The sequence below is a fragment of the Hymenobacter polaris genome, from assembly GCF_012927305.1.
GTDB lineage: Bacteria > Bacteroidota > Bacteroidia > Cytophagales > Hymenobacteraceae > Hymenobacter > Hymenobacter polaris.
Genome location: NZ_JABBGH010000001.1, coordinates 2167742 through 2189986, shown reverse-complemented (window position 1 = coordinate 2189986; position 22245 = coordinate 2167742). Strand labels below are relative to the sequence as shown.

Sequence of the window (22245 nt, the reverse complement as noted above, 5' to 3'; positions counted from 1 at the left end):
ATTTTTTTCTTAATCGGCTGGTCAACGCCGGGCCCGCCGGCTGCTGGGCGTCGGGCCCAGCCTGGCCTAAGCTGATAAGTCGTTATTTTGTACTGTAATGCACCACATCATCTACGGCAGCCGCGCCACGCAGCCTTTGTCCGACGACGACCTCCTGACGCTCTTGCTGCAAGCCCGCAGCCACAACCAGCTGCACGGCATCAGCGGGGCACTGGTGTATAGCAACGGGCAGTTTATGCAAGTGATTGAGGGCGAAGAAGAAGTGCTGGCCGCGCTCTACGAGCGCCTGCTGCGCGACCCGCGCCACACCCAGCTGGTGAAGTACGCCGACAAAGCCATTGCCGAGCGCAGCTTCAGCGAGTGGTCGATGGCGTTTCAGCCCGTGTCGGAAGCGCAGTTTGCCGGGCTGCTGGGTTACTTGCCCGCCCGCCACTTTGCCAGCACCGCCCCCGAGCTGGGCCGGGCCGACGGCCTGCTGCTGAGCATGATGAAGGAGCTGGTGAGCGAGCCGCTGGCCTAGCGCCAGGGCAGGCCGGCCAGGTACGTTTCGGCCTGGCTTTGCTCGGTAAACGAGCGGTAAACCATGGTGGTAGTGTCGGCCGCGCTCAGCATCTGGCTGATGGAAAGGCGCGCCATTACCTCGGTGGGCAGTACCACGGCGCCGTAGAGCGGCGCCGGGCGCGGCACCTTGTGGCCCAGCCACTGGCTGGCAAACCACGCCTTTTCTTCTTCATTCAGCGGCGGCATCTGGCGGTTGTCGGCCAAAAAGCGGTGCCAGCCGCCCCGCAGCAGCAGCTGGCCCAGCGCCGTGAGCAGGCGGGCCAGCTCGCCCGGCTGGCGCTGATTGGGCAGGTAGCGCAAAATGGCGTAGCCGTTGGGGTGCGAAAGCACTTGGCCAGCGGTATTTTCAAAGAAGATAAACGGCGTACTAAGGGCCATCGGAACGAATACGGAAAGACAAAACTAGGGATAAAGCCCGACGGTATGGCATTTTCCCCTTAAAAACATAACATCCTGGTTACTTCAAGGGCCTGGGTCGGCGGCGTACTTTGCAGGTATGAAACCCGTTGCTTTGGCCCTAGGGCTGCTGCTGAGCGCCCTGGCCCCGGCCGCCGCCCAACTAGCTGCCCCCCCCACCCAGCTGCCCACCAACAGCCCCCAGGCGCCTAAGGTGCTGCTGCCCAACGGCTGGAGCCTCACGCCCGCCGGCGCGGCCAGCCTGCCCCTCGGCGACTTGCCCCTGAACATGCAGCTGGCGCCCGGCGGCCGGCGCCTGGCCGTCACCAACAACGGCCAGAGCCGCCAAACCATCCAGCTCATCGACCCCGCCACCCAGCAAGTGCTGGACGAGCAAACAATTGGCAAGTCGTGGTACGGGCTGGCCTGGGGCCCTAGGGGCCAGCACCTGTACGCCGCGGGCGGCAACGACAACATCATCCTCGACTACCCCGCCGCGGGCGCCAAGCTGGGCCACCCCGATACCCTGCGCCTGGGCAAGCCCTGGCCCACCAAGATTGGCCCCGCCGGCCTGGCCGTGGATGCCGCCGGGCGGCGCCTGTACGTGGTAACCAAGGAAGACAACGCGCTGTACGTTATGGACTTGGCAACCAAGAAGATTGTCTCGCGGCTGGGCCTAGGGCACGAGGCCTACGCCTGCCTGCTGGCCCCCGACGGGCGCACGCTCTACATTAGCATTTGGGGCGGTAACCAGCTGCTGGCCTACGACACGGGCACGGGCAAGGTGCGGGCCACGCTGGCCACCCAAAGCCACCCCAACGAGCTGATACAGAGCCGCGACGGGCGCTACCTGTACGTGGCCAACGCCAACGACAACTCGGTGTCGGTGGTGGACGCGCGCAGCTGGCGGGTGCTCGAAACCATTTCGACGGCGCTCTACCCCACGCGCCTCACCGGCTCGACGCCCAACGGCCTGGCCCTCAGTTCCGATGGCAAGACGCTCTACATTGCCAACGCCGACAACAACTGCCTGGCTGTGTTCGACGTAAGCCGGCCGGGTCGCAGCGCCGCCAAGGGCTTTATTCCGACGGGCTGGTACCCTACTTGCGTGCGCACTATGCCCGGCAAAATACTGGTAGCCAATGGCAAAGGTTTTTCGTCGCTGGCCAACCCTAGGGGGCCGCAGCCGGTGAAAAGGAAGGACAGCAGCGGCTACCAAACCGGCACTACCGAGGCCGACGGGCCGGTGCAGTACATCGGGGGGCTGTTCAAGGGCACGCTCTCGTTCATCGCGCCGCCCAGCGAAACCCAGCTAAAAGCTTACACCCAGCAGGTGTACCAGAACACGCCCTTCACGCCCGCGTTGGAAAAGCAGGCCCTAGGGGCGGCTGGTAACCCGGTGCCGCGCCGCGCGGGCGAGCAGTCGCCCATTAAGCACATCTTCTACATTATCAAGGAGAACCGCACTTACGACCAGGTGCTGGGCGACATGCCCGAGGGCAACGGTGACTCGACGCTCTGCCTGTTTCCCGAGCGCGTGACGCCCAACCACCACGCCCTGGCCCGCCAGTTTGCACTGCTCGACAACTTCTACGTGAACGCCGAGGTGAGCGCCGACGGCCACAACTGGAGCACTGCTGCCTACGCCACCGACTTTGTGGAGAAAACCTGGCCTACCAGCTACGGCGGCCGCGGCGGCACCTACGATTTTGAAGGTACCCGCCTGGCGGCCTACCCGCGCGACGGCTTCATCTGGGACTACTGCCAGCGGGCGGGCCTGAGCTACCGCAGCTACGGCGAGTTTGCCGAGAACGGCAAAACGCCCCTCAAGGCCCTGCGCGGCCACATCTGCCCCCGCTCGCCGGGCTTCGATATGGACGTGCGCGATACCGAGCGGGTGCGCATCTGGGCCCAGGACTTCGACTCGCTGCTGGCCCTGGGGCAGGTGCCGCAGTTCAGCACCATTCGCCTCAGCAACGACCACACCAGCGGCCAGCGCCTGGGCAAGCCCACGCCCCGCGCCGCCGTGGCCGACAACGACCTGGCCCTAGGGCAGCTGGTGGAGCACCTGGCCGCCAGCAAGCTCTGGGCCGAGTCGGCCGTGTTCGTGGTGGAGGACGACGCCCAGAACGGCCCCGACCACGTGGACGCGCACCGCTCGCCGGCCTTCGTCATCAGCCCCTACGTGCGCCCCGGCACCGTGGACCACACGCTCTATACCACGGCCGGCATCCTACGCACCATGGAGCTGATTTTGGGTTTGCCGCCCATGAGCCAGTACGACGCGGCGGCCCGGCCGCTGTTCGGCTGCTTTCAGGCCGCGCCGGCCCTAGGGCCCTACCGCGCCCGCCCGGCCCAAATCGACCTCAACCAGCGCAACACGGCCTGGAACCGCAGCGCCGAGCGCTCGGCCCGCTTCAACCTGGCCCAAGAAGACGCCGCGCCCGACCTCGACCTGAACGAGGTAGTGTGGAAGGCCATTAAGGGTGAAAGCTCGCCCATGCCGGCGCCGCGCCGGGGCGCCTTTTTGCGCGCCGCGCCCCTGCGCGACGATGACGACGACTGAGCCCAGCGCGGGGGCTAGAGCTGCTGGCTGAGTTGCTCGGCCAGTAGCGGTGGCAGCTCGAAGAGAAAGTCGCGCTGCAGGGCAATGGCCTGGCGAGTCCCCGCCGGCTGAAAAATGCCCTCTATATTAGAAAAACGCAGCTCACCCTGCTTAAACTGCCGCTCCTCGAAGGGCGGGGCCGAGTGCATGGAAACAAAGGTGAGCGGCGTGAGCTGGTTGCTGGCTGGTACGTAATGCAGCCATTGGTACACCTCGCTGTTGGGGGCCGTAGCGGGCAGGTTGAGGCGCTGAATCTCCAGCAAATGCAGGTCAGCGCTGCTTACTAGGTAAAGTACGCGGTAAAGCATGTAGGAGCGGCTAATGGGCGGGCGCCTGGCGGGGCCGGCCGGTGTGATAGCAGCTACGTAGGCCGCGCAAAAATGATGAAGGACTGCTAAAGCTAGGCGGCCCCTAGAGCCCAGCCGGCGCTACAGCCCCACCACCTTGCGCAGCGTCCAGAGGCTCCAGAAAATGACCATCAGGCCCACGCCGATAAACATCCAGCGGGTGGGGATGCGGCCGGCCAGCCGCGCGGCAATGGGCGCGGCCGTGACGCCGCCCACTATCAAACCCAGCACGATGTCCCAGTGCTTGAGGCCCAGCACCGAGAAGAAGGTGATGGCGCTGGCTAGCGTCACGAAAAACTCCACCAAGCTCACCGTGCCGATGACGTAGTTGGGGGTGCGGCCGTTGGCAATGAGCGTGCTCGTAACCAGCGGCCCCCAGCCCCCGCCGCCAAACGAGTCGAGGAAGCCGCCGGCGCCGGCCAGCCAGCCCGCGTTTTTCACCTTGCGGCGCTGCTGGGCCTGCCGGGTAAGGGCCTTGCTGATGATGCGCACCCCTAGGATGAGCAGGTACACCGCCAGCAGCGGCTTGAGGTAGGTGACGTGCTGCTCGCCCAGGCGCGAGAGCAGCAGCGCGCCCGCGATGGAACCCAGCACCCCCGGCACCAGCAACACCTTGAACAAGCGCTTGTTGACATTGCCAAAACGGTAGTGGTTGTAGCCCGAGGCGCCGCTGGCAAACATCTCGGCCGTGTGGATGCTGGCGCTCACGGCGGCCGGGTTCAGCCCCAGCGTCATCAGGCTAATGGCCGACACGATGCCGTAGCCCATGCCCAGCATGCCGTCAATGAGCTGCGCCACGAAGCCCACGGCCACGAACGTGTAGAACGTGCCCGAGCTGCGCGCCACCGCCCAGGCCTGCTGCCAGGTGAAGTAGTAGGAGAGGATAGTGAGCACCAGAAAGCCCGCGAAGGCCAGCAGCGCCCAGGTGGCCACCCGCCGCCAGTACGTGATGGCGGCCGCCTCGTCAGTGGGCCCTAGGGCTGCCACGGCGTGCAGGCGCCGGGCGGCGGCCCCGGCCCGCACCTCCCCGAGCAGCTCAGCGTCGGGCGTGGCCACCAGCACCAGGTCGTGCTCGGCCAGGTCGGTGGCCGCAAACGTGCGGGCGTGCAGCGTCACCTGCGGGTAGCGGGCGGCAATGCGGGCAAAATCGGGCAGGAAGCTGGGCGCCACCACCGTGAGGTGGGCCGTGGGGTGCTCGGCCAGCACCGCCCGCAGCTGCCCCAGGGCCTCGGGGCCGCCGCCCACCAGCAGTACCCGGCGCTGGTCAAGGTCCAGAAAGACTGGCACGGCCGCGCCCGGCGGGTGCAGCGTTTCCGCAATCAAAGGCGATGAGAGCGAGTCGGTGGACATGGGGAATAAGTAGCAGTTAGCAATAAACAGTGAACACTAAAAAACGTCATTCCGAGCTAGCGAGGAATCTCGCTCGAATGACACGCGAATGACTTGTTCGACGACGCAGGCGAGATTCGTCGCTAGCTCGGAATGACGTTCTGTAGTGGCAAAGACCTACTGACTAAGCTCAAGCGTGAAAATCCAACCCCTGCACCGTGGCCTTCACCACGCCGGTACGCACCACAAAGTCGCCAAACGCCTCGCCGGGCGCTCGCTCGGCAGCGTAGGCGGCCAGCAGCGGCGTCAACTCCGACAGAATGCCGTTTTCATCCAGCATTTCGCGGTAGAGCTTGTTGAGGCGGTCGCCCTGGTGGCTGGCGCCCAGGTAGAGGTTGTAGCGGCCGGGGGCGCGGCCCACCAGGCCTATCTCGCCCAGGTAGGGCCGGGCGCAGCCATTCGGGCAGCCCGTCATGCGAATCAGGATGCTGTCGTCGGCCAGCCCGTGCGCCCGAATAATGGCGTCGAGCTTGTCGAGCAAACTGGGCAGGTAGCGCTCGGCCTCGGCAAAGGCCTGCGAGCAGGTGTTGAGGGCCACGCAGGCCAGCGCGTCGCGCCGCACGGCCGTGAGCTGCTCGGCCCGGGGGCCGGCGCCGTGCCGCTCCAGTACCTCCTGGATGCGGGCGCGGTGGGTGGGGTCAATCTTGCCCAGCACCAGGTTCTGGTTGCCGGTTAGGCGAAACTCGCCGGTGTGAAACTCGGCAATCTCGGCCAGGGCCGCTTTCAAGCCGTAGCCCGGCCGGTCGAGGATGCGCCCGCCTTCCACAAACAGCGTGAGGTGCAGCAAGCCGTCGGGGCTGCTGGCCCAGCCAAAAGCATCGGTCGAGCTGTGGAATTGGAAGGGGCGGCTTTCGCCCAGCGCATACCCTAGGCGCTGGTGCAGCTCGGCCACCACGGCCGGCAAGCCCACCTTATCAATCGTGTATTTGAAGCGCGACAGCTTGCGGTTTTCGCGGTTGCCCCAGTCGCGCTGGATGGTCACGAGCTTCTCGCACACGTCCACCACATCGTCCAGGGCCGCGAAGCCAATCACGTCGGCCAGGCGCGGGTAGGTTTCGGGCTGCCCAAACGTCATCCCCAGGCCCCCGCCGATGGCCACGTTGAAGCCCACTAGCTGTCCGTTTTCCTCGATGCCAATTAGGCCGATGTCGTTGGCGTAGATGTCGGTGTCGTTGTAGGGCGGCAGCGCCAGCGCAATTTTAAACTTGCGCGGCAGGTAGGTATGGCCGTAAATCGGCTCGTCGTCCACGGCTTCGGTCACCTCTTCCGCCTGGCCTTCCCACCAGATTTCGCGGTAGGCCGTGGTGCGCGGCGTCAGGTGCCGGCTGAGGGCCTGGGCCACGGCCACTACCTGCTCGTGCACCGGGCTCTCGTGCGGGTTGGTGTTGCACATCACGTTGCGGTTCACATCGCCGCAGCCCGCAATGCTGTCGAGCAGCACCTCGTTAAAGCCTTGAATAGTAGCCGACAAATGGCGCTTGAGCACGCCGTGCAACTGGAAAGCCTGGCGCGTCGTCAGCTTCAGGGTGCCGTTGCCGTACTGGTCGCTCAGCGCGTTCATGCGCGCCCACTGGCTGGCCGAGCACACGCCGCCCGGCACCCGCACCCTCATCATAAACGAGTAAAGGGGCTCCAGCTTTTGGCGCTTGCGCTCGCTCTCTAGGTCGCGGTCGGTTTGCTGGTACGAGCCGTGGAATTTAATCAGGTGCGTATCGTCGGGGTTGAGCGCGCCCGTGAGCTTGTTGCGCAGGCTGTCGGCCAGCGTGCCGCGCAGGTAGCGGCTGGCAATCTTGACGTGCTCGACTTCGGAGTGATTCTGAGGAATTACAGACATATAGGAGGTAGTAATAATGCTTTCCAGACGGTCATGCTGAGCTTGTCGAAGCATCTCTACCACGCCTCTCGCATCGTTCAACGACGCGGTAGAGATGCTTCGACATGCTCAGCATGACGTCCTTTTTCACTGTTCACATTAGTGTAGTACAGTATTGTCGAACGTCAGCGCCGCGTAATACAATCCCCCGATGGTGGGGCCAGCTGCGTATTGAAAGTAACGATTATTGGTTAAGTTGGTGGCGCCCAGCTTGATGGTGGTTTTGATGGTGGGCACGCGCAAATTCACTTGCGCGTCGAGGGTGCGGTAGGCGGGCACAGTGCCGTTGGCCAGCGGGCTCTCCCAGTAGAAGCTGGTTTGCCAGTGGTACACCACGTTGAAGCCTAGATTGCGCACGATTTCGCGGTTACCGAACGAAGCGCTGCCGGCCCAGCGCGGCGTGTTGAAGCCGGTGATGAACACGTCCTGCTCGTCGTTCTGCGAGAGGGCGTTGTAGTTCACGTTGCCCCCTAGGGTGAATTTCTGGAAGAAGTTGTAAGTCAGGCCCAGGGTCGAGCCGTAGCTGTGGTAGTTCTGGCGCGAGTTGGTGTACACGCGGTAGCGGTTCTGGCGGGCGTCGCGGTTGGTGCGCAGGGCCGCCAGCACGGCGTCGTCGGTGCCCACCGTCACCTGGTTGCCGTTGGCGTCTTTGGGCACGCTCACTTCCACCTGGCCCAGGAAGCCCGAGTACACGTTGTAGTAGGCGTCGGCGTCGATAGATAACTTATTGTCGAACAGTACGCTGCGGTAGCCCACCTCGAAGGCGTTGATTTGCTCGGGCTGCTCGGTGCGCAGGTTGGCCACTTGCAGCAGGGCGCGGGTTTGGGGCAGCAGGGCGGCCTGGGCGGCGGTGCTGCCGGCGTTGGCGGCCACGTAGGCGTTCACGGCCGCGTTAAAGTTGTCGATGCTGGTGCGGGTGTACGAGTTTTGCAGGTAGTTCAGGCCCTCGTTCACGTGGGCCAGGCCGCCCACGCGGCGCACGTTGCCGTTGTTTACGAACGAGAGCGCCTCGAACAGCGAGGGGAAGCGCCAGCCGTTCTGGTACGAGGCGCGGAAATTGTGCTTCTCAGCCAGCGTATACACGGCCGCCACCCTAGGGTTCACCTTGGGCGTAAACTCGGGGTTGTAGTCCACGCGCAGCGAGCCGGTCAGCTTCAGCTTGTCGCTGAGCAGCAGCTTAGTACCCTGGGCAAAGGCGCCGTACTTCTGGTAGTACACGTAGTTGCCGCCCGGTTGATTGCGCTCCTCCAGCGGCCGGCTGAAGTCCACGAAGTTGTTGCCGTCGGGGATAATCTGGTACACCCGCGCGTCGGCGCCCACCAGCACGTCCAGCCACTTGATGCGCGGGCCCAGGTGCCACACGCCGTCGGTGTGGTAGGTGCGGCTGTGCTGCTGCAAGGCCGCCCCGCCGGGGATGGGCGCGCCCGGCACGTTCACGCCGCTGTCCCAGTTATTGATGCCGATAATCTGGCTCTTGAGGGCGTCGAAGGCGGCGGTGCCCGGCTCGGCGCGGCCCGCGTCGGCGGCGGCGCGGGCGGCCTGCATGGCGGGCCCTAGGGCCGTGCCGGCACCCAGCTGGCTTTGCAGGGCCGTGCGAAATTTGTTGCCCCACACCGCGTTCGAGCCGTTTTGCAAATCCAGGTTCAGGGCCAGGGGGTTGAGGTTGTACGAGTTGCCGGTGTTTTCGAGCAGCGTGTAGGCGCGCACCGTAAACTCCTTGTTGCGCAGCTCCAGCTTGTGGCTCTGCACCGTCACCCCGTCGAGCTGAATCTTGTTGCCGCGCTGAAACACGCCGTCCATCAGCCCGAAGCGGTAGCCGTAGCTCAGCTCCAGGTCGTCGGTGAGCTTATACGCCACCGTAGCGTCGGCCTTGATGTTGCGCACGATGGGCTTCACCAGGTCGCGCTCGTAGTAGCCGGTGCGCGTTACCGTAAACGTTTGGTTTTTACCCTGGTAGGGAATGGTGATGGACAGCGACGAATTGGTATCGTCGCCGTAGCGGTTCCATAGGTCGGCGGCTGGGTTGTAGGCACCCGATAGCTCCGGGAAAGCTGGGTTGGAGGTCGAGAGGCCCTGCGGATTTTGGTCAATCTGGGTGTTGGCCAGCCAGTCGGTGCCGCGTAGGTAGTCCAGGTTCACCTTGTAGGCCCAGCGGCTGCCGGCCCCTAGGGTCTGCGCCCAGCGGATAGCCGTTTCGGTGAGCGCGCTGGGGTTGCGGTCGATGCCATCGACGTGGTTGACGCCCACCTTCTGGTACACGCTCAGCCCCTGGTAAGTGAAGGGGCTTTTAGTGGTGAGGTTGGCCAGGCCGTTGATGGCGTTCATGCCGTAGAGCGCCGAGGCCGCGCCGGGCGTGATTTCTACGCTGGCAATGTCCAGCTCGGTCGGCCCAATGGCGTTGCCCAGCGGCACCCCTAGGGTAGCGGCCTGCATGTCCACGCCGTCCACGAGCTGCATGAAGCGGAAGTTGTTGGGTACGTTGAAACCCCTGGTATTCGGCACTTTAAAGGTGAGACTGCTGGTCAGCATCTGCACGCCCTTCACGCTCTCCAAGGCGTCGTAGAAGCTGGGCGCCGGCGTTTCCTTAATAGCCCGGATATCCAGCTTCTCGATGGCCACCGGCGATTTCAGCCGGCTTTCCTCTACCCGCGAGGCCGACACCACCACCTCGCTGGTGAGAATATCCTTGGCTTCGAGCGCCACCGCGACGCGCTGGCTGGCGCTGGTAATTTCCACTTCCTGCACATCGTGCCCAATGGCGTTGAATACCAGCACAAACGGGTAGTGCAGCTTGGCTTTGAGGGCAAACTTACCAGCTCCGTCGCTTTGAGTACCCACGCTAGCGCCTTTCACGCTCACGCTCACGCCGGGCAGCGCCTCGCCGGTGCCCTTTTCGCGCACCTCGCCACTGATGGCAATTAATTCAGTTTGGGCAAAAACTGCCGACACGCTTCCTAAGAGCAGTATCAGCAGCAGTAACAACGAAAAATAGAACGGCTTCATTCCGAAAAGTGACTTGGGTGTTGGGGATGCGGCCCAGGCCCTAGGGCCCCGGCCAGCAGGCAGCCGCAATGGCTTGCCCGAGGCGTCATCAGCAACAACAGCACCCAGCAAGGCAGGCGCGGACAAGTCTTTGCGGGAGGAAGAGGGGTTTCATGAGTTAAGCGGCGCAGACTAAACGGTCTGCGTGTGGAAAAAGAATGGGCTTGTTTTGAGGCTTATAGCGCGCTGCATGACGTTCTAAAATTGGGTTAATACACGTCCTCCAGGTAGCGGCGCTGTTTGCGCAGGGCCTTCACGTAGTCGGCCGCGGCGTCGGCCGAGAGGCCGGCTTCCTTTTGCACCACGGCCCCTAGGGCCTGCTGCACTGCCTGGCCGAGGCGGGTTTTGTCGCCGCACACGTAGAGGCTGGCGCCGCTTTCCAGCCACTCGTACACCTGGCGGCTGCGCTCAAGCAGGCGGTCCTGCACGTAGATTTTCTGCGCCTGGTCGCGCGAGAAGGCCACGTCGAGCTGCGCGAGTTGGCCCTTCTTCAGGTAGTTGAGCCACTCGCTCTGGTAGAGGAAGTCGGTGGTGAAGTGCGGGTTGCCAAACAGCAGCCAGTTGCGCCCGGCCGTGCCCAGCTCGGCGCGCTCCTCCACAAAAGCGCGGAACGGCGCCACGCCCGTGCCGGCGCCAATCATGATAATGTCGGTATCGGAGCTTTGGGGCAGGCGGAAGAACTCGTTTTCCTGCACGTACACCCGCACCTCACTCCCTAGGGCCACCCGGTCGGCCAAAAACGACGAGCACACGCCCTGCTTATCGCGCCCGAAGGCGGCGTAGCGCACGGCGCCCACCGTGAGGTGCACCTCGTTGGGGTGCACCAGCAGGCTGCTGGCGATGGAGTAGGCGCGGCTGGGCAGCGGGCGCAGCGTGTCGGCCAGCGTTTGGGCCGTCAGCTGCTCGCTCGGAAATTCGGTGAGCAAGTCGGCCACGTCGCGGCCGTAGAGGTAGGGCTGCAGGCGCTGGGGGTCGGCCAGCAGGTGCTGCAGCTCGGCGTGGGGGGCTAGGGCGGCGTAGCGTTCCAGCACGTCGCGGGTCAGCACCGTCAGCTCGCGGCGGGTGGCTAGGGCGGCGGCCAGCGGCAGGCTTGCGCCCTCCACCTGCACGGCGGCCGTGTCTGAGAGGCGGGCGGCGCGCAGCACCTCCGCCACCAGCGGCTCGTGGTTGAGGGGCACCACCGCCAGGGCGTCGCCCGGCGCGTAGCGCAGCCCCGAGCCCGCGAGGTCCAGCTCGATGTGGTAGGTTTCCTTGTCCGAGCCGCGCCCGTTCAGCTGAATGCTTTCGAGCACTTTAGCCGACCACGGGTTCTCGGCCGAGTATTCTACGGCGGGCGCGGCCATTACGGCAGCTGGGGTGGCTGCGGGGGCCGCTACCTCGGCCACCAATTGCGCCAATACGTCCTCCACCCACTGCGCGGCGGGTGCTTTGAAGGCCACGTCCACGTCGCGGCGCTCGAGCAGGCGGGTGCCCCCTAGGGCAGCCAGGCGTTCGTCGAAGTCCTTGCCCGTCTGGCAGTAGTGCAGGTAGCTTTTGTCGCCCAGCGCCAGCACCGCGTAGTGCAGCTGGGGCAGCTTGGGAGCCCTAGCGCCGCCCAGGTAGGTGTGCAGCTCCTCGGCGGCCACGGGCGGGTCGCCCTCGCCGTGGGTGCTCACGATTACCAGCAGGTTCTCTTCCTGCGCCAGCCGCCGGGCGGGGTAGTCGTTCATATCGAATACCTCGGGTGCGAGGCCGCGGGCCGTGGCGGCTCCCGCCGCCTGCTGGGCTATTTTCTTGCCGTTGCCGGTGTGCGAGCCGTACAGGATGGTGAGCCGCTGCGGCTTCGGAACGGTGACTGGGGCTAGGGCAGCTGCCGGTGCACCGGTAGCCACCGCGACGCCCGCCGCCGTAGCCTGGCCGTAGAAGTAGCCGCTCAGCCACGTCAGCTGCTGGGCCGATAAGCCCGCCGTGAGCTGGCGCAGGGCCGCCTCGTCAAAGCCAGATGGTAGGGTAGGGAGCATAGGATAATTTGCTAACGGTGTGCCTCACCCCCCGGCCCCCTCTCCTTCAGAGAGGGGGAGCCTAGGCGGCGCGGTACTGGTTTCATCCGGCTCCCCCTCTCTGAAGGAGAGAGGGCCGGGGGGTGAGGCGAGCGCAGAGGGCAAAAAAGGATTAGATAGAATACACGGCCTCGATGGGCATTTCCTGCGTGAAATAGTCGGGGTCGGTGGCTTGCACCAGGCCGGCGGCCAGGGTATTGCCGGTTTGTTCGTCTACCAGGATGAAGGCGCCGGTGGCGCGGTTGGCACGGTAGGCGTCGGCCACCAGCGGCAGGGCCGTGCGCAGCCGCACCCGCACGATGTCGTTGAGCTTGGCTTCCTCGGTGCCCACGCTCTCGAAGGTCTCGATGTTGGTTTTCTGCAAAATGGCCGTTACCGACGCTTTCACCAGCGCCGCGTGGTGTTGCACCAGCAGCTTGCGGCCGGCGCGCAGGGGCCGCTCGTCCATCCAGCAAAGGGTGGCTTCTAGCTCGCGCACCACCGCCGGGTGGGCGCTCACGGGCACGATGGCGTCGCCGCGGCTCACGTCCACGTCGTCGCGCAGGCGCAGCACCACCGCTTGCGGGGCCTCGGCGCTGGGCACCTCGCGCTGGCCTACCTCAATGGCTTCGAGCACCGTCTCGACGCCCGAGGGGTGGATGCGCACCCGGTCGCCCGCGCGGTACACGCCGCTTTGGATGCTGCCGGCGTAGCCGCGGTAGTCGGGCAGCGCCTCGGTTTGGGGCCGAATGACGTACTGCACCTGAAAGCGGGCCTCGCGCGGGTTAGCGTCGGCCGCCACTGGCACGCTTTCCAGGTGCTGGAGCAGGCTAGGGCCACCGTACCAGGGTAGGCTGCGCGCGGGCCGCACCACGTTGTCGCCGTTGAGGGCGCTGAGCGGAATGGCCAGCACGTGCGGCAGCCGCAGCTGCTCGGCAATAGCTTGGTAGTCAGTCTTGATGCGCTCAAATACGGCTTCGTCGTTGCCCACGAGGTCCATCTTGTTCACGGCTAGCACGAAGTACTTAATGCCCAGCAGCGAGGCCAGCAGCGTGTGCCGCCGCGTTTGCTCAATCACGCCCTGGCGGGCATCTACCAGCACAATGGCCAAGTCGGCGTTGCTGGCGCCGGTCACCATGTTGCGGGTGTACTGCACGTGGCCCGGCGCGTCGGTGATGATGAACTTGCGGCGCGGCGTGGTGAAGTACTTGTGCGCCACGTCAATGGTGATGCCCTGCTCGCGCTCGGCCTTGAGTCCGTCGGTGAGCAAGGCGAGGTCCACGCCGCCGCCGTTGCTGCTACCGCGCTTCTCCAGCGTCGCCAGCACGTCCAGGCTCACCGAGTCCGAGTCGTAGAGCAGCCGCCCGATGAGGGTGCTCTTGCCATCGTCCACACTGCCGCAAGTAATAAATCGTAGGAGGTCCATAGTTTTTAAATGTGTGGGATGTGGAGAATGTGGAAATGTGAAAATTGCTATTAGCGCATCGCTGTGTTGCTGTGGCCGTCTGAAATGAGCATGGAAGCTGAAGTAGCTTCGGCCATCATTTTCACATTTTCACATCTCTCATATTTCCCACATTTACTAAAAGTATCCGTTGCGCTTCCGGTCTTCCATGCCGGTTTCCGACAGTTGGTCGTCAAGGCGGGTGGCGCCGCGCTCGCTCACTTTGGCTACCAGAATGTCCTGGATAATGTCGTCGAGGGTAGCGGCGTCGCTGGGCACGGCCGCCGTGCAAGTAGAGTCGCCCACGGTGCGGAAGCGTACTTGGCGGGTTACGACCTCGTCGGTGTCCTCCACCGTAATGTGCTCGCTGAGGCCTAGGAGCTGGCCGCTGGGCAGCACCACGCACTGGCGCTCGTGGGCGAAGTAGATGCTGGGCAGCTCGATGTTCTCGCGCTGGATGTAGTTCCACACGTCCAGCTCGGTCCAGTTCGAGATGGGGAACACGCGCACGTTCTCGCCCTTCTGGATGCGGCCGTTGTAGATGTTCCACAACTCGGGCCGCTGGCGCTTGGGGTCCCACTGCCCAAAGTCGTCGCGCACCGAAAATATGCGTTCTTTGGCGCGGGCCTTCTCCTCGTCGCGCCGCGCCCCGCCGATGCAGGCGTCAAACTCAAATTCCTCAATCACATCGAGCAATGTGTAGGTTTGCAAGGGGTTACGGCTCGGGTACTTGCCGCCCGGCTCCTGCAGCCCACGCTCCCGAATGGTGTCCTCCACCCGGCGCACAATCAGCCGCTCGCCCAGGCTGGCCGCCAGCTTGTCGCGGAAGTCCAGCACTTCCTGGAAGTTGTGGCCGGTGTCGACGTGCACTAGCGGAAACGGAAACTTGCCCGGCCGAAACGCCTTCTCGGCCAGCCGCGTGAGGGCAATTGAGTCTTTGCCGCCCGAAAACAGCAGCGCCGGCCGCTGAAACTGCCCCGCCACCTCGCGCAGAATGTGGATGGCTTCGGCTTCTAACTTATCTAGGTAATCCATTGGTAAATAGCAAAAAAGAACGTCATGCTGAGCTTGTCAAAGCATTTCTGCCGACTTCATTGAACGACCCGCTACTGGCGCGGCAGAGATGCTTCGACAAGCTCAGCATGACGTTCTATGGTCCGTAAATCAGCCCGGCACCCGCTCCACCACCGGGTCCAGGCCCTGGTGCTCGGCCACGGTGGCGTGCAGGCCGCACTCCTTGGCGGCCGCGTCTTCCCACCACCAGCGGCCGGCCCTAAAGTCCTCGCCGGGCTGAATAGCGCGGGTGCAGGGCGCGCAGCCAATGCTCACGAACCCCTTGGCGTGCAGCGGGTTGATGGGCACGCCGTTTTCCTGTGCGAAGGCCAGGCACTGGTCCCAGGTCCAGTCGAAGAGCGGGTGTGCTTTCACCAGCTGGTGGCTGGCGTCCCACTCGGCGCGGTGCATGTGCTGGCGGTTGGCCGACTGCTCGGCCCGGATGCCGGTGAGCCAGATGTGCTGCCCGGCCAGCGCGCGCCCTAGGGGCTCAATCTTGCGAATGTGGCAGCACTCCTTGCGGTTCTCGATGCTCTCGTAGAAGGAGTTAGGTCCCTTCGTGCGCATGAGCTGCTCCACGGCCTCGCGCTGCGGAAACACCACCTCGATGGGCTGACCGTAGCGCAGCAGCGTCTTGTTCCAGGTCGAGTAGGTTTCCTGAAAATTGCGGCCCGTATCAAGCGTAAAGACTTTGATGGGCAGCTGATTCTCGAAGATAAAGTGGCTGAGTATCTGGTCTTCGAGGCCAAACGACGTGCTGAACGCCACGCGGCCCGCAAACTGCTCGGCCAGCCGGGTCAGCGCCGTTGGAATATCGTGCTGGGGTAAATATGCGCGCAGGTCTTCGACCAGCTGGGGAGAAGTAATGTCCATAAAATGAGAGGAATAGGGAGCGGCAGGCGCGGCCGGACCAACCAAATACGGCGCGCGCAACAGTTGCCGCCCGCCTAGGGAGGCTGGCTGCTAAAACGCTTTCTTACCGCGAACTAAGAAATGTGCTTCAACACCCGGCCGTGCCCGCTGCCATGCAGCAGCAGCCCATACAACAACAAGCCCGGCGCGCAGCGGCGGGGGATGGGGCAGTATGGCAGCGATTAAGCGAGGTACGCACGGCGGTATGCTGTTTTTATATGGTCAGGAGTTGGCACCGTTCTAAGAAAGTAGATGGTTGCCGGCGGTTCGTCGAGCCTGTCTCTCCGCGCCTCTGTATAAAAACAATCCTGTGGTGGGATGAAGGAATTGTTAGAGCAAAGATAACAGCCAAACGCGCAAGCTCCCTAAATGTTTACCGGCCGGCTACCAAACGCCGGCACTTAAGGCCCGCGCAGGGCCTAGGGCAGGTACCAGCGAGCGGGCGGTAGCCAAGGCTTAGCGACTGGTTTCGACTGCGCCGACCATTCTCGCGTAAGCAGAGCGCTTGCCGCGCTAAAGGCAAGGTTTTAATTCGTAACGCACATGGAAATTTCCACTACTTCACCCCCAACTAGTACTGCCACTACTTCCCGCATGGCCTACGTGTGGCGGGTGGTGGTGGCCGTAGGACTGGTGCTGCTGGCCTTAGGATTGGTGGGGCTGCTGGGCATGGCCTTCAGCGTGTGGCTGCGGGTGCTGGCAGCTCTGCTCATCGCCTTGCCGCTGCGGGCCGGCGGCGACTGGCTACACCGCCGCACCGGCATGCCCGCCGGCCTGGGGCTGTTGCTCGTGACGCTGCTCGTGGCCGGCACCCTAGGGTGCATGGTGTGGCTGTTCTCGGCTCGCATCAGCGCCCAAGCCAGCGACTTGCAGCAGCAGCTGCCCGAGGCCATTAGGAACGTGCAGACCCGCATCCAGGGCACCGAGTGGGGCAAGTCGCTGGTGGGCGAGGACTTCGACTACACCAAAATAACCGGCGGTACCTCGGAGTGGCTGAGCCGGGCCACGGGCATTTTTTCCTCCACCTTCAGCGTGTTGGCCGATGGCTACGTCATCATTTTCCTGGCTATTTTCCTAGCTTTGCAGCCCAAGGTGTACCGCGCCGGGCTGGTGATGCTGGTGCCCAAGCCGGGGCGGCCGCGGGCCAACGAGGTGCTCGACTGCATCAGCAGCACGCTGGTGAAGTGGGTGGTGGGCCGCCTGGTATCAATGGCCTTCGTGGGGGTGCTCACCTGGGCCGGCCTCACGTGGCTGGGCATGCCGCAGGGCGCGGTGCTGGGGCTGTTTGCGGGCCTGGTCACGTTCATTCCCAACATCGGGCCCATTATTTCCATGGTGCCGGCGGTGCTGCTAGCTTTCTTCAACGGCGGCCCCCAGATGGCGCTCTACGTGGTCATTCTCTACCTGGTAGTGCAAACGCTGGAAAGCTCGGCCATCTCGCCGGTGGTGCAGCAGCGGCTCATTTCGCTGCCGCCGGCGCTGGTGCTCATTGGGCAGCTTATTATCGGGGCCTTCACCGGCATCCTGGGCCTCACGCTGGCCACGCCCATCATCGCTATTCTGGTGGTGCTCACCAAGATGCTGTATGTACAGGATACGCTTAAGGATGAGCAGGTGAAGGTGTAGGGCGCGGACCGCGGCGGGCTGCGCTGGCTGGCGAGCGCGTTATTTGCGCGCCTTATGGAACAATCAACTACTCCGACGGGCTCGCTGACGCGCCCCGTCTATATTCAGCGCGTAGGTATCGCGGTGGGTATTACGCTGGTGGTGCTGCTGCTAACGGGGCTGCTGGGCACGGCCTTCGGCGTGTTTTTGCGGGTGATGGCGGCCCTGCTCATTGCCCTGCCGCTGCGGGCCGGCGGCGACTGGCTGCACCGCCGCCTAGGGGTGCCCGCCTGGCTGGGTTTGCTGCTGGTGGCGCTGCTGGTGCTGGGGCTGCTGGCGGGGGCCGGCTGGCTGTTTTCGAGCCGCCTCGATGCGCAGGTGGGCCAGCTAGAGCAGCAGTTGCCCTCGGCCTACCACTCGCTGCTGCAGCGCGTGGGCAGCACGCGCTGGGGCAAGTGGCTGGCGCAGGAAAACTTCGATTTCAGCAACGTCATGGGCGGCGGCTCGGCCTGGCTGGGACGCGCCACGGGTTTGTTTTCGAGCACTATAGGAGTGCTGGCCGACCTATACGTGATTGTATTCCTGGCGCTCTTTATCGCCATTCAGCCCAAGCTCTACCGGGCGGGCATCGTGATGCTGGTGCCGCAGACGGGGCGCCCTAGGGCCAACCAAGTGCTCGACCAAATCAGTACCACGCTGGTGAAGTGGTTTGTGGGCCAGCTGTTTTCGATGACGATGGTGGGGCTGCTCTCGGCCCTGGGGCTGTGGCTGCTGGGGCTGCCGGCCGTGGCGGCGCTGGCGCTGTTCGCGGGGCTTATCACCTTCATCCCCAACCTGGGCCCGCTGCTGTCGATGCTGCCCGCCGTGCTGGTGGCCTTCTTCAACGGCGGCCCCCAGATGGCGCTCTACGTGGTGGGGCTTTATCTGCTGGTGCAGGCCATCGAAAGCAACCTGCTTACGCCGCTGGCCCAGCGCAGCCTCATTGCCATGCCGCCCGCCCTCATCTTTATTGCGCAGCTGGTTATCGGCTCCTATGCGGGCATTTTGGGGCTGATTCTGGCCACGCCCATCATGGCCATGCTCATCGTGCTGGTGAAGATGCTCTACGTACAGGACGTGCTGAAAGACAAGTCGGTGCAGGTGGGTGCCGGCGGGAACTAGCTCCTGAATTGCGCCGATGCGCGGGCCAACCCTGGCGCCTGCCGGGTGGCCTAGGGCCCAGCGCGGCCGCAACCGTTTTCTGGTGTTTCTTTGCGCCGTAAACTAACGCTTGTTAGTTTTTGTTGAAGCACTATGGAAACGGAAACGCCCACCCTCACCCCCGACGAGCAGTTCCAGGCCCGCATCGATGCCGACGTGCGCATCGAGCCCAAAGACTGGATGCCCGAGGCCTACCGCAAGACGCTCATCCGGCAGATTTCGCAGCACGCGCACTCCGAGATTGTGGGGATGCTGCCCGAAGGCAACTGGATAACGCGCGCCCCCAGCCTCAAGCGCAAGGCCATTTTGCTGGCCAAGGTGCAGGATGAAGCCGGCCACGGCCTCTACCTCTACTCGGCCGCCGAGACCCTAGGGGTGAGCCGCGACCAGCTGCTGGCCGACCTACACTCGGGCAAAGCCAAGTATAGCAGCATCTTTAATTACCCCACCCTGAGCTGGGCCGACATGGGCTGCGTGGGCTGGCTGGTGGATGGCGCCGCCATCCTCAACCAAGTGCCGCTGTGCCGCACCAGCTACGGGCCCTACGCCCGCGCCATGGTGCGGGTGTGCAAGGAGGAGAGCTTCCACCAGCGCCAGGGCTTCGAGGTGATGCAGGTGCTGTGCGAGGGCTCGGCCGCGCAGAAGGCCATGGCCCAAGAATCGCTCAACCGCTGGTGGTGGCCTACCCTCATGATGTTTGGCCCTCGGGATGCCGAGTCACCCAACACCGAGCAAAGCATGAAGTGGCGCATTAAGCGCTTCACCAACGACGAGCTGCGCCAGAAATTCGTGGATATGATGGTGCCCCAGGCTGAGTTTCTGGGCCTCACGGTGCCCGACGAAAAAGTAAAGTGGAACGAGGAGCGCCAGGCCTACGACTTTGGCGAGGTGGACTGGGACGAGTTCTGGCAAGTAGTAAAGGGCAACGGCCTTTGCAACCACGACCGCCTACAGGCCCGCGTGCAAGCCCACGAGCAGGGCGCCTGGGTGCGCGAGGCCGCTCTGGCCCACGCCGCTAAGCGCAAAGAGCGGGAGGCCGTAGCGGCCTAGGGCTATGAAGACCAGAAAAGGCGGTCATGCTGAGCTTGTCGAAGCATCTCTACTGCGTTACTAACTTCTAACGATTAAGATTACTGGCGCGGTAGAGATGCTTCGACAAGCTCAGCATGACCGCCTTAAATATTCCAGGCATGACTCAAGCTGAATGGCCTCTCTGGGAGGTATTTATCCGCAGCAAGCAGGGCCTTGACCACAAGCACGTGGGTAGCCTGCACGCGGCCGACGCCCCGATGGCGCTGCAAAACGCCCGCGACGTATACACGCGCCGGCTGGAGGGCGTCAGCATCTGGGTGGTCGAGTCGCAGCACATCCACGCCTCCAACCCCGACGACGCGGCCGAGCTGTTCGACCCCGCCGCCGATAAGGTGTACCGGCACCCCACGTTCTTCCCGGTGCCCGATTCCATCAAGCACATGTAGCGCCGCCCTCGCTCAGCATCTACTGCGCAACCCCTGCATCTTCTGCGGAAATCGTACCCCGCGCCATCTATGGCCTCTTCCCATTCCCACCCCCTGTTCGACTACCTGCTGCAAGCCGCCGATACCAGCCTGGTGCTGGGCCACCGCCTCAGCGAGTGGTGCGGCCACGGCCCCGTGCTGGAGCAGGATTTGGCCCTGGCCAACATTGCCCTCGACTTGCTGGGCGAGGCCCGCAGCTACTACCAGTACGCCGCCGAGCTGGAGGGCCTGGGCCGCACCGAGGACGACCTAGCCTACCTGCGCAGCGCCGTGGAGTACCGCAACCCGCTGCTGGTGGAGCAGCCCAACGGCGACTTTGCCCACACCGTAGTACGCCAGTTTTTGTTCGATAATTACCACTACCACTTGCTAAAGGCGCTGCAAGCCTCGCCCGACGCCACGCTGGCCGCCATTGCCGAGAAGGCCGTGAAAGAAGCCGCCTACCACCTCAAATGGAGCAGCGAATGGCTAATTCGTCTGGGCGATGGCACCGATGAAAGCCGCCGCCGCCTCGACAAAGCCATCGCTACCCTCTGGCGCTACCAGGATGAGCTGCTGGCGCCTACGCCCGCCGAGGCCGCCCTGCAGGCCCTAGGGGTGCTGCCCGCCTACCACGACCTGCAGCCCACTATGCAGGCCCACGCCGCCCACGTGCTGGCCGAGGCTACCGTGCCCGCGCCCACCGGCCCCGGCTACCAGGGCGCCGGCGGCAAGCTGGGCCGCCACTCCGAGCACCTGGGCTACCTGCTGGCCGAATTGCAATACTTGCAGCGCACCTACCCCGGCCTACAGTGGTGATTGAGCAGTTGTTAGCTATTGGCTGTTAGCTGATAGCTTTTCTGAAAGAAGTTATGAACGAGTCGCTAACCGCCAGTCGCCAGCCGCCCACGACGAAAAAAATATGGGCGCTGCTGGAGGAGGTGCTGGACCCCGAAGTACCCGTGCTCAGCATTCTGGACCTGGGCATTGTGCGCGACGTGCGCGTGGACGGCGCGCGCATTACGGTCACCATCACGCCCACCTACTCGGGCTGCCCAGCCATGAGCGCCATCGGCACCGATATCCGGCTGCGGCTGCTGGCCGAGGGCTACCCCGACGTGGTGATTAAAAACCAGCTCAGCCCTGCCTGGACCACCGACTGGCTGAGCGAGGCGGGCCGCCGCAAGCTGGTCGAATACGGCATTGCCGCGCCGGTGCCGGGCACGGCCACTGGCCACGCGCTCAAACTGTTTGGCCAGGACACGGCCGTGCGCTGCCCGCTCTGCCAGTCCGAGAATACCAGGCTTATCAATCAGTTTGGCTCGACAGCCTGCAAGGCGCTCTACCAGTGCCAGGACTGCCGCGAGCCGTTCGATTACTTTAAGTGTCACTAAACTCGTAACGCCAAGCTCCAGCTTGGTGCACCGGCCGCGCCGCCTAGCGTCGGTGTAGCTGCCTCGTTCAACGATTCACCAAGCTGGAGCTTGGTGCTACATTTTATGCTCGATTTCACCATTTCCCAAGGCATTGCCACGCTGCGCCTCAACCGGCCGCAGGTGTTTAATAGCATCAACCGCGAACTGGCGCTGGCCCTGCAAGCCCGCCTGCGCGAGTGCCAGGCCGACGCCAGCGTGCGGGCGGTGGTGCTGACGGGTACCGGCAAAGCCTTTTGCGCCGGGCAGGACCTAGGGGAGATAACCGGCCCCAACCGGCCCGAGGTGGCCGACATCGTGGAGGAGTTGTATAACCCCATCGTGGTGCTGCTGCGCGAGCTGGAAAAGCCCGTGCTGGCGGCCGTGAACGGCGTGGCGGCCGGCGCCGGTGCCAACCTGGCCCTGGCCTGCGACGTGGTGGTGGCCTGCGAGTCGGCCGCCTTCGTGCAAGCCTTCAGCAAGATTGGGCTGGTGCCCGACAGCGGCGGCACGTACTTTTTGCCTAGGCTGGTGGGCCTGCAAAAAGCCACCGCCCTGATGCTGCTCGGCGACAAGGTAACGGCCGCCGAAGCCGAGCGCATGGGCATGATTTATAAGGTATTCAGCAACGAAGCCTTTGACCAGGAGGTGGCTACGCTGGCCCAGAAGCTGGCCGCCCTGCCCACCAAGGCGCTGGCCTACACCAAGCAGCTGCTCAACGGCACCTTCGGCAACGATCTGGCGCACCAGCTGCGCGCCGAGGGCGACTACCAGCTGCGGGCCAGCGCCACCGCCGACTACCGCGAGGGCGTGGCGGCTTTCATCGAGAAGCGCCAGCCCACTTTTACCGGCCAGTAGCCCTAGGGCGCTTTTGGTAGAGGGGCGCCGCCAC

Annotated in this window: 18 protein-coding genes and 1 riboswitch; of the genes, 9 read left to right on the top strand and 9 right to left on the bottom strand. The window is 64.2% G+C overall.

Going from position 1 to position 22245, the window contains the following annotated elements; all coding sequences use genetic code 11:
* Positions 1-97 precede the first annotated feature (97 nt).
* Positions 98-520, top strand: a complete 423-nt coding sequence (locus HHL22_RS09320) for a BLUF domain-containing protein (protein ID WP_169530676.1) — start codon at positions 98-100, stop codon at positions 518-520.
* Here HHL22_RS09320 and HHL22_RS09315 read toward each other — a convergent pair.
* Positions 517-939, bottom strand: coding sequence for a hypothetical protein (locus HHL22_RS09315; RefSeq protein ID WP_169530674.1), 423 nt, complete (start codon positions 937-939; stop codon positions 517-519). The genes HHL22_RS09320 and HHL22_RS09315 overlap by 4 nt on opposite strands.
* Positions 940-1006: 67 nt before the next feature.
* On the opposite strand from HHL22_RS09315, the gene HHL22_RS09310 reads away from it, so the two are divergent.
* Entirely contained in the window at positions 1007-3523 is a 2517-nt protein-coding gene (locus HHL22_RS09310; RefSeq protein WP_394354451.1) for a bifunctional YncE family protein/alkaline phosphatase family protein, read from the top strand.
* Between the two features lie 14 nt (positions 3524-3537).
* Here HHL22_RS09310 and HHL22_RS09305 read toward each other — a convergent pair whose 3' ends face one another.
* The 8 genes from HHL22_RS09305 to HHL22_RS09270 form a co-directional block, all read right to left on the bottom strand.
* Positions 3538-3870 (bottom strand): hypothetical protein, encoded by a 333-nt coding sequence (locus HHL22_RS09305; protein WP_169530670.1) that lies wholly within the window; start codon positions 3868-3870, stop codon positions 3538-3540.
* A gap of 120 nt (positions 3871-3990) precedes the next feature.
* Positions 3991-5259: a TSUP family transporter gene (locus HHL22_RS09300; protein ID WP_169530668.1), complete on the bottom strand. Its 1269-nt coding sequence runs from the start codon at positions 5257-5259 to the stop codon at positions 3991-3993.
* Positions 5260-5428: 169 nt separating this feature from the next.
* Complete coding sequence (locus HHL22_RS09295; protein ID WP_169530666.1) at positions 5429-7132, bottom strand: NADPH-dependent assimilatory sulfite reductase hemoprotein subunit; 1704 nt, start codon at positions 7130-7132, stop codon at positions 5429-5431.
* Positions 7133-7270: 138 nt separating this feature from the next.
* On the bottom strand, positions 7271-10174 hold the full coding sequence (locus HHL22_RS09290; RefSeq protein WP_169530664.1) for a TonB-dependent receptor: 2904 nt from the start codon (positions 10172-10174) through the stop codon (positions 7271-7273).
* A 248-nt stretch (positions 10175-10422) separates the two neighbouring features.
* Complete coding sequence (locus HHL22_RS09285; protein WP_169530662.1) at positions 10423-12213, bottom strand: assimilatory sulfite reductase (NADPH) flavoprotein subunit; 1791 nt, start codon at positions 12211-12213, stop codon at positions 10423-10425.
* Positions 12214-12364: 151 nt separating this feature from the next.
* Complete coding sequence (locus HHL22_RS09280) at positions 12365-13657, bottom strand: sulfate adenylyltransferase subunit 1 (protein ID WP_169530660.1); 1293 nt, start codon at positions 13655-13657, stop codon at positions 12365-12367.
* A gap of 156 nt (positions 13658-13813) precedes the next feature.
* Positions 13814-14710, bottom strand: coding sequence for a sulfate adenylyltransferase subunit CysD (gene cysD, locus HHL22_RS09275; protein ID WP_169530658.1), 897 nt, complete (start codon positions 14708-14710; stop codon positions 13814-13816).
* Between the two features lie 129 nt (positions 14711-14839).
* A complete protein-coding gene (locus HHL22_RS09270; protein WP_169530656.1) occupies positions 14840-15601 on the bottom strand; it encodes a phosphoadenylyl-sulfate reductase in 762 nt (253 codons plus the stop codon).
* A gap of 250 nt (positions 15602-15851) precedes the next feature.
* Positions 15852-15943: riboswitch (SAM riboswitch) on the bottom strand.
* A gap of 240 nt (positions 15944-16183) precedes the next feature.
* Between HHL22_RS09270 and HHL22_RS09265 the strand changes: the two genes are divergently transcribed.
* The 7 genes from HHL22_RS09265 (at position 16184) to HHL22_RS09235 (ending at position 22211) form a co-directional block, all read left to right on the top strand.
* Positions 16184-17266, top strand: coding sequence for an AI-2E family transporter (locus HHL22_RS09265; RefSeq protein ID WP_241738001.1), 1083 nt, complete (start codon positions 16184-16186; stop codon positions 17264-17266).
* A 54-nt stretch (positions 17267-17320) separates the two neighbouring features.
* Positions 17321-18406: an AI-2E family transporter gene (locus HHL22_RS09260; RefSeq protein WP_169530654.1), complete on the top strand. Its 1086-nt coding sequence runs from the start codon at positions 17321-17323 to the stop codon at positions 18404-18406.
* 132 nt (positions 18407-18538) lie between these two features.
* Entirely contained in the window at positions 18539-19495 is a 957-nt protein-coding gene (paaA, locus tag HHL22_RS09255) for a 1,2-phenylacetyl-CoA epoxidase subunit PaaA (RefSeq protein WP_169530652.1), read from the top strand.
* Positions 19496-19635: 140 nt separating this feature from the next.
* The gene (gene paaB / locus HHL22_RS09250; protein ID WP_169530650.1) at positions 19636-19923 is read left to right on the top strand and encodes a 1,2-phenylacetyl-CoA epoxidase subunit PaaB; all 288 of its coding nucleotides are present in this window, start codon (positions 19636-19638) and stop codon (positions 19921-19923) included.
* 69 nt (positions 19924-19992) lie between these two features.
* Positions 19993-20760 (top strand): 1,2-phenylacetyl-CoA epoxidase subunit PaaC, encoded by a 768-nt coding sequence (paaC, locus tag HHL22_RS09245; RefSeq protein ID WP_169530649.1) that lies wholly within the window; start codon positions 19993-19995, stop codon positions 20758-20760.
* A gap of 53 nt (positions 20761-20813) precedes the next feature.
* Positions 20814-21335: a 1,2-phenylacetyl-CoA epoxidase subunit PaaD gene (paaD, locus tag HHL22_RS09240; RefSeq protein WP_169530647.1), complete on the top strand. Its 522-nt coding sequence runs from the start codon at positions 20814-20816 to the stop codon at positions 21333-21335.
* A gap of 105 nt (positions 21336-21440) precedes the next feature.
* Positions 21441-22211: an enoyl-CoA hydratase-related protein gene (locus tag HHL22_RS09235; protein ID WP_169530645.1), complete on the top strand. Its 771-nt coding sequence runs from the start codon at positions 21441-21443 to the stop codon at positions 22209-22211.
* Positions 22212-22245: the final 34 nt, after the last annotated feature.